The organism is Acidobacteriota bacterium, from assembly GCA_028875575.1.
GTDB lineage: Bacteria > Acidobacteriota > Terriglobia > Versatilivoradales > Versatilivoraceae > Versatilivorator.
The window spans coordinates 1-13,581 of record JAPPDF010000036.1 but is presented as its reverse complement, the minus strand read 5'-3'; the positions used below and the strand labels follow the sequence as shown (position 1 = coordinate 13,581).

Annotated in this window: 12 protein-coding genes; 3 read left to right on the top strand and 9 right to left on the bottom strand. The window is 62.2% G+C overall.

Annotation, left to right across the window (positions count from 1 at the left end; translation table 11 throughout):
• The first annotated feature begins 67 nt into the window (after nt 1-67).
• Nucleotides 68-784, top strand: coding sequence for a lytic transglycosylase domain-containing protein (locus OXI69_04950; GenBank protein ID MDE2665476.1), 717 nt, complete (start codon nt 68-70; stop codon nt 782-784).
• A 252-nt stretch (nt 785-1,036) separates the two neighbouring features.
• Here the strand turns inward: OXI69_04950 and OXI69_04945 are convergent, their stop codons facing one another.
• A complete protein-coding gene (locus OXI69_04945; protein MDE2665475.1) occupies nt 1,037-3,853 on the bottom strand; it encodes a VCBS repeat-containing protein in 2,817 nt (938 codons plus the stop codon).
• A 590-nt stretch (nt 3,854-4,443) separates the two neighbouring features.
• On the opposite strand from OXI69_04945, the gene OXI69_04940 reads away from it, so the two are divergent.
• Nucleotides 4,444-5,385: a GNAT family N-acetyltransferase gene (locus OXI69_04940; GenBank protein MDE2665474.1), complete on the top strand. Its 942-nt coding sequence runs from the start codon at nt 4,444-4,446 to the stop codon at nt 5,383-5,385.
• Nucleotides 5,386-5,396: 11 nt separating this feature from the next.
• On the opposite strand, the gene OXI69_04935 is transcribed toward OXI69_04940, so the two are convergent.
• Nucleotides 5,397-6,374: an aldo/keto reductase gene (locus tag OXI69_04935; GenBank protein MDE2665473.1), complete on the bottom strand. Its 978-nt coding sequence runs from the start codon at nt 6,372-6,374 to the stop codon at nt 5,397-5,399.
• Between the two features lie 217 nt (nt 6,375-6,591).
• Between OXI69_04935 and OXI69_04930 the strand changes: the two genes are divergently transcribed.
• Entirely contained in the window at nt 6,592-7,575 is a 984-nt protein-coding gene (locus OXI69_04930; protein MDE2665472.1) for a cysteine synthase family protein, read from the top strand.
• A 6-nt stretch (nt 7,576-7,581) separates the two neighbouring features.
• On the opposite strand, the gene OXI69_04925 is transcribed toward OXI69_04930, so the two are convergent.
• The 7 genes from OXI69_04925 to OXI69_04895 all read right to left on the bottom strand — a co-directional run bounded on the left by OXI69_04925 (nt 7,582) and on the right by OXI69_04895 (nt 13,200).
• On the bottom strand, nt 7,582-7,842 hold the full coding sequence (locus OXI69_04925) for a ferredoxin family protein (GenBank protein MDE2665471.1): 261 nt from the start codon (nt 7,840-7,842) through the stop codon (nt 7,582-7,584).
• A gap of 93 nt (nt 7,843-7,935) precedes the next feature.
• A complete protein-coding gene (locus tag OXI69_04920; GenBank protein ID MDE2665470.1) occupies nt 7,936-8,196 on the bottom strand; it encodes a ferredoxin family protein in 261 nt (86 codons plus the stop codon).
• A gap of 361 nt (nt 8,197-8,557) precedes the next feature.
• Entirely contained in the window at nt 8,558-8,944 is a 387-nt protein-coding gene (gene queF / locus OXI69_04915) for a preQ(1) synthase (protein ID MDE2665469.1), read from the bottom strand.
• Nucleotides 8,937-9,527 carry a TlpA disulfide reductase family protein gene (locus OXI69_04910; protein MDE2665468.1) on the bottom strand — a complete coding sequence of 197 codons (591 nt, stop codon included), beginning with the start codon at nt 9,525-9,527 and terminating at the stop codon, nt 8,937-8,939. The genes queF and OXI69_04910 overlap by 8 nt, the downstream gene beginning before the upstream one ends.
• The gene (locus OXI69_04905) at nt 9,524-10,873 is read right to left on the bottom strand and encodes a molybdopterin-binding protein (GenBank protein ID MDE2665467.1); all 1,350 of its coding nucleotides are present in this window, start codon (nt 10,871-10,873) and stop codon (nt 9,524-9,526) included. Before OXI69_04905 ends, OXI69_04910 begins: the two co-directional genes overlap by 4 nt.
• A gap of 80 nt (nt 10,874-10,953) precedes the next feature.
• Entirely contained in the window at nt 10,954-12,081 is a 1,128-nt protein-coding gene (locus tag OXI69_04900) for an aminotransferase class V-fold PLP-dependent enzyme (GenBank protein MDE2665466.1), read from the bottom strand.
• A 63-nt stretch (nt 12,082-12,144) separates the two neighbouring features.
• Nucleotides 12,145-13,200 (bottom strand): membrane dipeptidase, encoded by a 1,056-nt coding sequence (locus OXI69_04895; GenBank protein ID MDE2665465.1) that lies wholly within the window; start codon nt 13,198-13,200, stop codon nt 12,145-12,147.
• Between the last annotated feature and the right edge of the window lie 381 nt (nt 13,201-13,581).

The following is a 13,581-nucleotide window of genomic DNA, read 5'->3' as shown; positions in this document are numbered from 1 at the left end:
TCCGGTTCTGGGACATCTTATTGTCCTGAGAGAGGCAACGTTGCCCCGTCATCCAGCTCCTGCTCCCATGGCTACCCCCACGAAAATCAGCACTTCCGGTTGGCACCTGAACCGACACATGGCTGCGGCCGTCTGCCTGTTCACCCTGGCGGTGTGCCCCTCCTCGAACGGCGGAGAGATCGGCAGCTTCACCGATCCCGACGGACGCCGCACATTTTCCAATACCGGCAACATCGCCGTCTCCCGCTCCTCCGCGACGGCGGAGCCGGGCTCGCCACCGAGGACTCGCAGAAGGGGTCAGCCCCCTGCCGGGATCGGAACACTCATCGATCGCATCGCCCGAAAGCACGGGATGGATCCGGAACTGGTCAGGGTGGTGGCGAGGGTGGAGTCCAACTACAATCCGACGGCAATCTCCCCCAAGGGAGCCCTGGGAGTCATGCAGTTGCTGCCGGCGACGGCCGAGCGGTTCGGCGTGGCCGACGCATACGATCCCGCCCAGAATATCGAGGGAGGAATTCGGTACCTCAAGTTCCTGCGGGATCAGTTTCCCGACAACCTTTCGCTGGTGCTGGCAGCCTACAACGCCGGTGAAAATGCCGTCCGGAAGCATGGCGGCATTCCTCCCTACCAGGAAACTCGGGACTATGTCCGCAAGATCAGGCAGCTCTATGGCCGGGACCTGTCGGACACGGCCGACGGTGGGCTCAAGCCGGATATCGTCAGCTATCGGGATTCCGCCGGCCGCCTGGTCTATTCCAACCTGGAATCAGGCTACCGCTAGCCTGAAACATCCCTGTTTCGCCCTGTATCAGCCGCCCCGTCATATGAGACGGCGGTGCGGCTAGGGAAACAGTGGATAGTGATTAGTGGATAGTGGATAGTGGATAGTTGTTTGATCGAGACGTACAGCATCCATTCAGTCTCAGCGCGATCCCCCAAGAATTGCAACCAAGTTGTCAGGAGCTTGCCTGCTCCCAAAACGCTTCACTAAACACTGACCACTGATCACTATTCACTAATCACTCTTCACTTCTCACTCTCCCACCGCTTCAACGGCCACGCGGGTCAGGTAGGGCGTGGCATGTCCCCGCCCCGCCTTGAGCGTCGCCCGGTACTGCAGCCAGCGATCGTCCTTCCGGACAGCGAACTCGCCGGCGGGTCCCGGTTTCCGCCAGGCAGCTTTTGCCAGCTCGGCCGAGGTGCCGGCCGTTCGAACTGCGACGCTCACCCTTGAACCCAGCGGAGTGTCCGCCTGGAAGGAGAGTACCAGCCTGGCCGACCTCGGGGGCACCTCGATCGGGACCGAAAGGTAGGACTCCTCCGCCCTGCGGCTGGACAGGTTTCCGATGTCGACGTTCTGCATGAAGTGGGGCCCGTGGGCCGGCAAATAGCTGCGGTTGCGGGTGTGGTAGCCTTGGGCGGACCCCCAGTAGACGAAGCTCTCGTTGCTGTGATTGTCTTCCTTGTAGGTGGTCTTGTGGTTGAAAACCAGCAGGTCCGGGTGCCCGTCTTCGTCGAAATCCGCGGCCAGCAGTCCGGAAGAGCTTTCCGCCGGTAGATCCGTCCGTCTTCCGGAAGAAAACCGGCCGCCGCCATCGTTCCAGAAGAGGTAGACGGGCAGATTGCGCCGATCCCTGGAAGCGTACTGCGAAACGGCGATGTCCAGGTCGCCGTCGCTGTCGAGGTCAGCCACGGCCATGTCGAATGCACCGGCGGTGGCGAACTCGAACCGGTGGGTCTGCGCAAAACCCTCGGGGCCACCCGGGTAGATGCGGATCCAGGAGTCGTTGCGGTCGAAGGAGTTGTAGGACCGGGTGAGCATCATGTCCAGCCAACCGTCCCCGTCCAGGTCGGCAAATTCGCTGTTGGCGACAAAGGCCGCCTCCACCCAGGCCGACCGGTCCAGTGAGAAGCCCTGCCCGTCTCCCAACAACACCCGGCTCCTGACTCCCTGCACATCGGCCACCAGCACATCCAGCCAGCCATCCCGGTTGAAGTCTACCAGCCGGCAGTTCTGGGTGGTCTTGGCAACTCCCTCGACGCGTTGGGGATCGGTGGAAAATCCCGCTGCCGAACCCCAGGCAATGGCCAGGGTATCGAAGTCGCAAGCCAGGGCATCCAGGAAGCCATCGCGATTGAGGTCGGCCACCGACCAGGACCCCACCTCCTGCGCGGAAATGTCCAGCCGACCCTCCAAGGCCGGCCCGGAGCTGCCACCTCGGTAAATGTAGCTGGCCCCCGGTTTCCCACTATAGTGGCGGCCGGAATTGGCCACCAGCAGCTCGGCGTGATCGTCGTCATCCAGATCGGCCATCAGTGTCGCCATCCCCATCACGCACGGATAGGCCGTCATGGCCGCGGGGCTGTAGCCCCGGTGGGGTCGGCCCCAGTAGACGTAGATCTCTTCACCCTTTCCCCCCTGGATGCCACTGCCCGAGTTTCCGAAGAGGAGGTCCGGCCGCCCGTCACGGTCGATGTCTCCGACGGCTACGGCCGTGGCTCCAAAGGTCTGGAGGTCGGTGCGGCTTTCCGGCCCATAGCCCCAGGATTCTCCCCAATAGACATAGGAAGCCACATCCAGATCCCCGTGGGTTCCCTGCAACTGGTTGGCAAAGGCGATATCGGGCCTGTCGTCGCCATTGAGATCGGCAACCGTCACGTCGGTGGCCTCCAGGGTTGGCAACCACAGGGCTCCATCGGTCGACCAGCCCGACTTCCCCCACAGAACGGCGGAGCGGTCGCCGCTGGCCACCACCAGGTCGGCCCGCCGATCCTGATCCAGATCGGCCATGACGGCACGCGCTCCTCCCAGGGAGACGGTCTTCTTCTCCACCAGGCTCCCCGAATCCCAGGCAAACAACCGCAAGCTTTTTTTGGAAAGAGCCAATACCACCCTGCCCAAGCCGTCGGCGCTTCCGACACGCACCGACTGCAGGTCGTCAACCGGAACCTTGACCACCGCTTCCAGATCCGGTCCTTCGGGAGAGCCCGGAAAGAACCACAGCCCCCCCCGGCCCTGCTCCGAGGTGGCGAAGATCAAGTCCAGGTGGCCGTCCCCGTTCAGATCTCCCAAGGCGCAGCCGATGGCGGATCGGGTCGGCACCACGCTCCGGTGATGGATCCCGTAGCGATCGCTCGAACCCCAGTAGATGTAAGATCCCTCGCCTGTGCTCAGAGGCTTTCGGCTGCCGGAATTGGCAAAAACGATGTCGGTGTAGCCGTCCCGATTCAGGTCGCCGACCGCCAGATCCCGGGCTCCGACCGTCGGCAGCTCCACCCGTCTCAGCGTCCGATACCCGGTAGCATCGCCCCAGTAGACCAGGCTGTCGGTCGAGACGGTGTCTCCGGCTCCCGAGGAGGCAAAGAGTATGTCTGTCCAGCCGTCCCGATCCAGATCGTGAAACTGCACCGCACCGGGACGTTCGACCGGAAACCGGACCACCCGGTCGCGGCTCTTCTCTTCCTGGAGCCACAGGTCGTAAAGCGCAATGGAGCGATGGACGGGAGAGACGGCTGAACGAAATCCCCGAGCAGTCTGCAGGTATCCCAGCGCATCCACCCCGCCCAGCATCACGTTGTGGGTATTGCTGAAGACAAACTCGTAGTAGCCGTCGTTGTTCAGATCCCAACGGTGAATGAGCTGGATGCGCCCGCCTCGGGAGACGTAGATATTTTGACCGGCATGCTCGAACTCTCCCCCGGAGAAGGCCTCGAACCCTTCGTGGACAACCCTGAAGCGGCCGCCAGCGGCAGCGGCGCCATCACCCGACTCATCCAGCGTTCCTGCCGCCCCCTGCAGTAAGAGCGCCAGCAGCACAACCAGGCTCAACAGCACCGAAGGCTTCATCATGACCGATACCTCATGCTCCCCATCGATTCGAAAAGACGATTCCCGAGCGGATTCGTTTCCCCCGGGGGACCTCGAGCGGGGATGCTCCGGAGCGGCCCGGCAAAGGCCATGGACCAGCACCCCCCAAACACGACATGGATGCACAGGATTGGGTTTCAGGAGTCTGGCATCCCATAATCGTGGGCACCATTTGAACGAATTATTAACATCGATGCACAGGATGCACAGGATTTTTTAAGGAAACGGCCAGCTTGTAATCCTGATTTTCCGCAAATGCGCGTGCGATCATGGCCGCAGCCGGCTCCTCGTGCAGTAAGCTCGCGTCCTGATTATCCTGTGCATCCTGTGGATCGATGTTAATAGTGAGCCTTTTTACTGTTCACTCGTGTCCATTCGTGGTTCGTCGTTCCCCTTCGTGACTTTCTTTGCGGCCCTTCGTTGTCCTTCTTGGCTCATTGTGGATAACTCTCTTCCTCGCCCCACAAATTTGTCGTACACCCAAATGACTGGTACGGTTATCCTGTCCGTGGTAGACAATGGGTGAAGCCGGCATTTCCGATGGCGCCGCCCGCCTCCGACGGAGAGACTCCATGGCCGAAACACTCGACATCCACCCCGCTTCTCCCGAGGAGCGGTTGCAGTGCTATGAGAACGTCTACGAGTTCTGGCCCATGGCTTCCTCGCTGGAAGAGCATCTTCGACTCCGATTGGCTTCTCCCAAACACCAGCGGGCTCACTGGTACGCCGGGTGTCTCCGCGGAAGGGTAGTGGCTTCGCTGGGCTGCTTCCCCTTGAACTTTCACATCGACGGCCGGGAGGTGGCGGGCTTTTCCATCGGATCGGTTCACACCCGACCCGAATATCGGCGGCGGGGCTTTGCAGCCGCCGTGATGGATTGGGCCGAGCGGGACCGGATGAAGCAAGGAGATCGACTCAGCTCCCTCTACTCCGACATCGATCCGGATTACTACGCCAAACAGGGCTACCTGCGCTGCCCTTCCTGGAACGCCTGGGCGGCGACCGATCCGGTTTCCCCGGGAGCCGGGGAGCACAACTGGGACCTACAGCAATTCTCAGCCTCCCGGACGCTATCCGAGCTGCAGGAAATCTACCGCGCCTATTACGGAGCTTACCCTCTGGCCGTGGCGCGCCCGCTCAACTACTGGAAATACACCTTGCTGAAGCAACCCGGGGATGAATTCTATTGGCTGAAAGACCCGGAGTCGCAGACGCAGGGATACGTGCGGGTCACCGAGATGGGTGGGGCCTGGCAAATCAGTGACTTCGCGGTCAGACGGGAACGGTCCGACTCCCTCCGCCTGCTGTTCAGTCTGGCCATCGACTTGGCTAAACGCAAGGGAAGGACCGGGGTTGGAGGCTGGCTGCCGGACGAGCCCGCCATCCGGTCCCTGTTTGACCTTCAACCCCGAACCCAATCCGTCACCATGGTCAAATCCCTGGACACCGGCTTGAAGATCGAGGAGAGGCACTTGAAGACCGCCGACCGAATCTGCAGGATCGACCACGTCTGACCCAAACCCGTTCACCCCCCCAGGTAGGGCGGACGCCGGACCATTCCAGCCCGAACCTCCACGTCCCTCTTCCAGTCCTCCAGGCCCGGCCCTTTGATGCCCTGGGCCCGGCGGCGCAGGGATGCCATCTGTTCAGGCGAATAGGGGCTGAATTTCCGGGCAATGCGCACGTCGTCCTCCAACTGGCCCAGCGTGGTGCAGCCCACCGTAGTGCAGTGGATCGGAAGGCTCAGGACGTAGTTGAGGCACTCCGCTGCGCTGAAAGACTGCAGCAGCTTGGCGTTGGCGAAATTCTTCATCCCCTGGATGCCCAGATTCTGCTCGATGGCCAGGGGCAGAACGTGATTCTCGAAGCTGAGATAGGCGGGATCGGCGATGTGCAGCGGCATCAGGATGGTGTCGAATCCTGGATAGGCCTTGAGCATGGCCACGTGGACATGCGGGTCACGGTGCCCGGTGAAGCCGATGAAGCGGCACTTCCCAGCCTTCTTGGCGGCTTCGAAAGCCTCCATGGCCCCGCCCGGGCCCAGAATTCGGTCGATCTCGTCCAGTTCCGACACCGAGTGAACCTGCCACAGATCCACGTAGTCGGTGCGGAGACGCTTCAAGGAAAGGTGCAGTTCGGCTTCGGCTTCTCGGCGAGTCCGCTTCACCGACTTGGTGGTGATGAAGACCTGCCGGCGAAATTGCGGCAGCACCTCCCCGTAGATTTCCTCCGAATGGCCGTTCCAGTAGCTGTGGGCGGTATCGAAATAGTTGATTCCCAGGTCCACGGCTCGCCGGGTCACGGCGATGGCTTCCCGGTCGCTGATCAGGGGGAAGCGTCCCCCCGCCTGCCCGACCACCGTCAGCTTCTCCCCGGTCTTGCCGAAGACCCGCTTGGGAATATCACCGGGTTTCACCTCGCCGGACCCGGCCCGGGCCGACCGCCTCCCCATCCCCGCCAGGGTCCCCCCGATCAGACCTGCCACAAAGGTTCTGCGCTTCATCGTCGACCTCCGCTTCAGCACGTCATCGAATTCGGCCCGAATGCCGTCCCGGCTATCCCGCAGAGTCACCGTACGACGCCCCAATCCAGGCGAATCACCTACCATTCTCAAGCTGCAGGCATGGGCTGGATTATAATACCGAAGCGGCCTCCAGGTCACCGCCGGGGGAGAGTTTTTGCCGCCTCCGTTCCCGGTAGTCTCTCATTCCCGAAACAGCATGGCGGATCGTTCACCCAGCCTATCCATTACCGACACCATTGGCAATACGCCCCTGGTCGAGCTCAGGCGCACAGTTCCCATCCTGGGACTTCAGGGACGCCTGCTGGCCAAGCTGGAATACTTCAACCCGGGATTCAGCAAGAAGGATCGGGTTGCGCTGGAGATGATTCGAGAGGCTCGGCGGGACGGCTCGCTTCGTCCGGGCCAGACGGTGGTGGAGCTCACCAGCGGGAACACCGGCACCGGCCTGGCCATCGTGTGCCGGGCGCTGGAACATCCCTTCGTTGCGGTCATGTCGCGTGGCAATACCCCCGAGAGAGCGCGCATGATGCGGGCCTTGGGCGCGGAGGTGGTGTTGGTGGACCAGGCGCCGGGATCTCCTCCCAACCAGGTCTCCGGAGAGGATCTGGCCCTGGTGGAACAGAGGACCGGCCAACTGGTCCGGGAGCGCCGGGCTTTTCGAGCCAACCAGTTCGATCTGATCTCCAACGCGCTGGCTCACGAACGCTTCACGGGTCCCGAACTGTGGGAGCAGTCCGGCGGCTGCGTCGACGTGTTCCTGGATTTCGTAGGATCGGGCGGAAGCTTCAGCGGTGTGACCCGCTACCTGAGAAGGCAGAATCCCACCATTCGCGCCTACATCGTGGAGCCTGCCGGAGCCGCGGTGCTGGCCGGGAAGCCGGTCGAGCGTTCCAACCACCAGCTTCAGGGTGGCGGGTACAGTCTTCCCGATCTCCCGCTGGTGGATCGGAGCCTGGTGAGCGGCTACCTTCAGGTTACCGATGAGGATGCGATGGCAGCCGCCAGGCTGCTGGCTGCAGAGGAGGGGATATTCGGCGGTTTTTCGTCAGGGGCCAATCTGGCCGCGGCCATTCAACTGCTGCAAAAGGAAGAGCAGGGGGCCACCATCGCTTTCCTGGTCTGCGACAGTGGCCTGAAATACCTGAGCACTCCCCTTCACCCCGACCTGGAGACCCGCTAGGGTCATTTACTTCTGGTACCAGTTGGCGTTGATCTCCAGGTAGTGGGACCACTCGTCGGGAAGGTCGTCTTCGGCGAAAATAGCCTCCACCGGACAGGCAGGGACGCAGGCGTTGCAGTCGATACACTCGTCCGGATCGATGTATAACTGCTCGGCACCTTCAAACTCATCCTCGTCGGACTTGGGGTGAATACAATCCACGGGACAGACATCCACACAGGCTGTATCCTTGGTTCCGATACAGGGCTCGGCAATCACGTAAGCCATGATCGATTTCCTCCTTCTTTCAGCATTGGGAGCATGAGAATCAAATCGTTGGAGGGGTAAGCCCACCCCCATTCCGTCATTGAGCGATACCGCTCACTTCTGGTACCAGTTGGCGTTGATTTCGAGGTATTCATTCCACTGATCCGGAAGGTCCTCTTCGGCGAAAATGGCTTCCACCGGACAGGCGGGAACACAGGCCCCACAGTCGATGCATTCGTCCGGATCGATATAGAGCTGCTCGGCCTCCTCGAATCCATCTTCGTCGGACTTGGGATGAATGCAATCGACCGGACAGACATCCACACAGGCAGTGTCCTTGGTTCCAATGCAGGGCTCGGTAATGATGTAGGTCATGCAAAACTCCTCTTAAGAAATGATGCCTTCAGGGACATTTCCGAAAACCCGTCGTTCGCTCCAGGCGACTGCTTACTTAGGGTATCTGCCCGGAACGGACTCTTGTCAACCAAAACTTTGGCCGACAGGCGGGAAGCGAAATTTCCTGCAGCCGGCACCACGGGCAAACGGCAGAAAAATAGTAACATGGGCCGAAATCCCAATCAATCGCAACTTGGGCCGCCGACCGGGATTTACCCTTCCCGACCGAACCGTGGCTCGACACTCCCCAGGCCTCCACTATCACTCCCCTGCCGAGGGAGAGTTGCTGAGGCCAAGTCGCAGGCCAGGGCTGATGCGGTGGGAGGCCGCCGGCCGAGATTCACCGCCCTTGGGGATGACGGGCCTCGATGATGCTCTTCATGCCGCCGCGCACATTGAATTCACCTCGAACCAGTGCTCGGACCGGCTGACAGGCCTCAACCACATCCCGCAGGATGCGATTCACGGCATTCTCGTAAAAGATGCCCAGGGAGCGGTACCCGAGGATGTATCCCTTGAACGCCTTGAGCTCCAGGCAGACCTGGTCCGGCACGTAACACAGGGTGATCGTGCCGAAATCCGGAAGGTTGGTCTTGGGGCAAATGGAAGTATATTCCGGCACCTGGATGGTAATTTCGTAGTCTCGAAACTGGTTGGGCCACACCTCCAGCTTTGGAAGCGCTGCATCGATCCCGGACTCGGCATGATCAGGGGTGTATTCAGACATCGGAGATCTCCTCCAGTAACCGGCCAACCAGGGCGGAAACCTCAGGGAGGGTGTCCGATCCCACGAACTTTCCAGCCAGCCTGCCCCGGGCATCGATGACGAAAAAGGTGGGCAGGACGGCCACATCTCCCAACGGATTCAGGTCGACCAGCGCATAGAGGTGAAAAGTGGGAAGGGAATGAGGGACGGCCACCTCGTAGTTGATCTCGGGATACCTCTCCAGAAAGGGATCGAGATCTTCCCAGCCGCCGCGGTCCACGCTCAGGCCCACCAGGTCGAAGGGTGCGTCCCTGAATCTCTCTGCCAGTGCCGCCAAGCGCGGGATGCCCTCCACGCAAGGCGGACACCAACTGGCCCAGACGTCCACCACCACCACCCGGCCGGAATAGTCCCCGATTCCCTCGACTCCGCGCCGGGTTTCAAAGCGAAACCCGTTGACCTCGGGACGGGAGGCCGGGTCTGTATAACTCCCAGCCAGCCGGCCGGCCCGGATCCGAGGCACCACCTCAAAGTGGTAGTAGGCAAAAACCGAGGCCAGCAGGATGATTCCAGCCACTCCCAGCTTCAGCGACGATCGATTCATGGCGCAAGTCCTGATTCTTTGGACAACTCCCGCCTGAGCAGGTCCAGGGCATGGGTCACCAGTCGATCCCTGCGGAGCCGGCGGCCCTTTCTCACGTTGATCCTGCGGGAGGCGAAGCCGCTCCCGACCGACCCGGCAGTTATCCAAACGAATGCCGCCCCGCTCTCGTCCAGACCCACCGGACCCACGACCAGCACCCAGGCTCCCTCTTTCGTTTCCGCCGCCTGTCTGGCCAGCATGCTGGCGAGACGTTCAGGTGACGGAGCCAGGCCCGCATCCCGCTTGGCGCCAAACAGCCGGCTCAAGGCCTGAGGGCTCCCGGCCGCATAGGCGCCAAGGAAACGGGTCGATTCTCCCTGCCCCGCCAGCAGACTGGAAGAAACCGCTCCCCCGCTGGCAATTTCGCCCAGCACCAGGGAAACACCCTTCTGCTGAAGCAGGTGCCAGATTCGATCCTCCAGCGAAGCACCGGCGTCGGAATACATGTACTCACCGATATGCTGGAGGAGCTCGCCCTGAAGACCTCTCAGACGCTCCAGTTCCTGAGGTGTGTTGCCCGGGAAGGAGAAGGTGATATCGACGCGGTTGGAGTTGAAGGAAGACCAGACTGCCAGTTCCTCCGGCAGCTTCAAATGGTCTCGAATCACCCGGTCGATGCTGGACTGGCCGATCCCCGCAAACCGCATGGTGAGAGAATGGCCCACCTTGCGCAGCCCGAAACGCTCCGAAAGATAGGGCACCAGCTCGTTCCTGACCATGGGTCGAAGCTCGCGCGGCGGCCCCGGCAGCGCCACGATCACGCGTTGGCTGTCGTCGAAAACCAGCCCTACCGCGGTTCCGTTGGGATTGGGCAGGTAGGTCCCCTTGGCGGGGGCCAGCGCCTGTCCGCGCAAAACGGGTCGCAAGATTCCCTGAGCCCCTCCGTATCTCTTCTTGAGATCGGTCAGGGCTCCGGGATGCTCCTTGAGGGCGATGGCGGTGTAGTCGGAGAGCACCTTGCGGGTGATGTCCTGACTGGTTGGACCCAGACCGCCGGTGGTCAGGATCAGGGGAGCCTTCCGGCGAGCGAAATCCAGGGCATGGTACAGGTCCGTCTGGACGTCTCCGATGCTCATCGAACCCAGGCAGCGATATCCCAGGGGACCCAGGGTCCGCGCGATGAACTGGGTGTGCTGATCGGCGTAGACACCCTGGAGCAGTTCGCTGCCGGTCACGATGATGAAGTAGTCCAGGCTCTCGCGGCTCACCTTCTCGTCCGAAGCGGCCGCGGGGACGGTCCAGGCGGAACTTCCCAAGGAAACCAGGACAAGCAGAGCGACAAACAGCCCTATCCGGCCAGCTTGCATGACTCCTCCAATCGGTGGGCTCCGGCTAGCCCGTATTTCTCAACCGGAGGGACGTGAGAACGGCGCGGAAATCATCCACTTCAATTCTCTGCCAATGCCGCTAGCAGGCGGTCCACGTCCCGGCTGCCGTTGTAGAGGTGTCCGGAAACCCGCACTCGGCCCAACTCCCCCCAAACCAGAATTTTTCGGCTGCGGAGATGATCCTGAATCGACCCGGCCTCGTCAGACAGGAAGCAAGTGTTTCCGGAACGGGCCGAGGACTCGCCGGGTGTGATGACGGTGTGTCCCAACCCTTCCAGGCCGGCCGCGATCCTTGCCGACAACTGCCGGGCGTGCTCCTGGATGCGGGCCATCCCGGTGCTCAACAGAACCTTCAGGGCATTGTTCAAGAACATCACCGACACCAGGCTGGGGTTGCCGGGCTCCATCTTTTCCGGCATGGGACGGACCGGTACATCCGAAACGACTTCCATGCGTTCCCGGGGCCAGGCCACCAGGTTGCGCCAGCCGAAGCAGGTTGCGGCCGTGTGATTCTCGGCCCTGGGGCTCAGGTAGCAGGGGGCCACCCCGTGGGTGGCCAGCATCCACTTGTAGGAACTGCTCACGCACAGGTCGGTCACGCCCGCCGGAACCTCCACCACGCCCGAGGCATGGGTGGCGTCCACGGCCAGCAGAACGCCCCGCCGGGAGACACCCTCCGCCAGGCGCTGCAAATCCAGGCACTGACCGGTGTAGAAACTGACCTGGCTCACGGCCATCACCCGGGTGCGGTCGTCGACGGCAGCCAGCAGGTCCTCTTCCCTGACCCTCCACTGGCAATGGGGAACTCTTCGTACGGCCACGCCCCCTGCTTCCAGAGACCTCCAGGCGTAGGCCACCGAGGGAAACTCCAGGCCGGTGGTCACGACATTGTCCCCGGCCCTCCAGTCGAGGCCTCGGGCCAGCCAGTTCATCCCCTCCGATGCCGAGGGCAGGAAGGCCACCCGGTCGGCAGGGACGTTCCATAACCGGGCCACTCTTTCCCGACAGGCCTCGGTCCGGTCGGCCACCTCCCCCCGGCCTTCGTACCCCAGACTCTTCAAGCGGGCGAAATCGGCGTAGACCGACTGGTGGTTCTTCATCCAGGGAGACTCCCCGCCCGTGCAGAGGTGGATCAGTCCTTCCAGGCCGACGAAGGCGTCCGGAGAAATGAGCGGTTCGATGTTCATCTGTTTTTCATTGGCTCCGAGAACAAGCGCCGCAGGGACCGCCGCCCCCCCGGCGTCAGGGAATCAGTTCCAACTGCTTCGAAGAAACTCGATCCAGTTCCCGTGCATGACCCTGGCGACATCCGCGTCGGCGTAGCCCCGCCTTCGAAGTATCTCGGGGATGCGCTGCAGGTCGGCGATGGTATCCATGTCGCAGGGAGCCTGTTCTTTCCCATAGCCCCCATCCAGGTCGGTCCCGATCCCGACGTGGTTGCAGTTGCCCGCCACCTGGCAGATGTGGTCCATGTGGTCGGCCACCGTTTCCAGCGTGATGCCGCTGTTGTCGATGGCCTGGCGGTCCCACAGCGGTGAGAGCATCCAGTCGTCCAGGGCCACCCCGATGACCCCGGAGCGTTCCACGATGGCCCGGATCTGGCTGTCTTCGAACTGGCGGTCATGGTCGCAGAGGGCCCGGCAACAGTTGTGGGTGGCCAGCACTCGGCCTCCAAAGGCGTCCAGGGCTTCCCAGAAGGCCTGGTCGGCCAGGTGGGTCAGGTCCAGCAGCATGCCGGCCGCTTCCAGGGCTTTCAACAGGGGACGCCCACGGGGCGTCAACCCCCCCGGAGCCTGGGTCCCGTGGGAATAACTGCTGACGCCGTAGTGGCAGAGGCTCACCACACGCAGGCCTTCATCCCACCATTCCGGAACCTGCTCGGGAGAGACGATGCCATCGGCTCCCTCCATGGTGAGCACGAAACCGAGGGGCGCGGACCCGGAATCCCGGCCCCAGTCCCTCAAATGGGCCTCCAACCCCTGGCGGTCCCGAATCTGGCGGAGCACCCCCTTGGACTGCATCAGGCGGTAATAGGCCAGCTCGCCGCGGCACTTGGAGTAGGCGATATCCTGGTTCCGCACGCCGGAGAAGCGTTTCCCCATCGAGGCGATCCGGCAAGCAACGGTGACGAAGAAGAGCCCGATCTCTCCCCGGCGCTGTTCCTCGTAGTTGACCATGTTGAGGCCCCGGCCCTTTTGGGCCATGCCGGCTTCCGATTCCCGGATCGCGGCAATGTTCTGCAACAGGTCCCGGTCCCATTCAAGGGCATTGTGAGCAATATCGACGTGGGAATCGACAATCAGCATAGGGTTCAATCCCTCCCTCTCTGTATCGGACCCGCGGTCAGTCCGAAGCCCGAATTCAAGACCGTTGGGCGGGTCAAGCGTAGCACTGGCGCCGCGCCAATTCCATCACTTTGTAGAACACGAGCCCTACCTGAAAACAACGAAAAAGGAGTGATCCACGAAGGGCCACCAAGCGTGACGGCTCTGCCGCATCGACACCGACCGCGGTCCGGCAAGCCGGCATGCGCCCCCTTTGAGGAGCAAGAGTGATGGGAAGCGCCCCACCCGGGAGCGCGGGCGTCCCGCCCGCGCTCCCGGTTCGGAGCCGAGCCCTACCCCCCACCGCATCAGCCTTCGCCTGCGGCTCGGCTTCTGCGACTCCCCCTCAAGGGGGGAGTGATT

Excerpts from the sequence above, each read along its gene's own strand:
- OXI69_04925 (MDE2665471.1), bottom strand. The coding sequence starts at position 7,842 with ATGGCTTACGTGATTGCCGAGCCCTGTATCGGAACCAAGGATACAGCC.
- OXI69_04940 (MDE2665474.1), top strand. The coding sequence starts at position 4,444 with ATGGCCGAAACACTCGACATCCACCCCGCTTCTCCCGAGGAGCGGTTG.
- OXI69_04900 (MDE2665466.1), bottom strand. The coding sequence starts at position 12,081 with ATGAACATCGAACCGCTCATTTCTCCGGACGCCTTCGTCGGCCTGGAA.
- OXI69_04920 (MDE2665470.1), bottom strand. The coding sequence starts at position 8,196 with ATGACCTACATCATTACCGAGCCCTGCATTGGAACCAAGGACACTGCC.
- OXI69_04895 (MDE2665465.1), bottom strand. The coding sequence starts at position 13,200 with ATGCTGATTGTCGATTCCCACGTCGATATTGCTCACAATGCCCTTGAA.
- OXI69_04945 (MDE2665475.1), bottom strand. The coding sequence starts at position 3,853 with ATGATGAAGCCTTCGGTGCTGTTGAGCCTGGTTGTGCTGCTGGCGCTC.
- queF (MDE2665469.1), bottom strand. The coding sequence starts at position 8,944 with ATGTCTGAATACACCCCTGATCATGCCGAGTCCGGGATCGATGCAGCG.
- OXI69_04910 (MDE2665468.1), bottom strand. The coding sequence starts at position 9,527 with ATGAATCGATCGTCGCTGAAGCTGGGAGTGGCTGGAATCATCCTGCTG.
- OXI69_04950 (MDE2665476.1), top strand. The coding sequence starts at position 68 with ATGGCTACCCCCACGAAAATCAGCACTTCCGGTTGGCACCTGAACCGA.
- OXI69_04930 (MDE2665472.1), top strand. The coding sequence starts at position 6,592 with ATGGCGGATCGTTCACCCAGCCTATCCATTACCGACACCATTGGCAAT.
- OXI69_04905 (MDE2665467.1), bottom strand. The coding sequence starts at position 10,873 with ATGCAAGCTGGCCGGATAGGGCTGTTTGTCGCTCTGCTTGTCCTGGTT.
- OXI69_04935 (MDE2665473.1), bottom strand. The coding sequence starts at position 6,374 with ATGAAGCGCAGAACCTTTGTGGCAGGTCTGATCGGGGGGACCCTGGCG.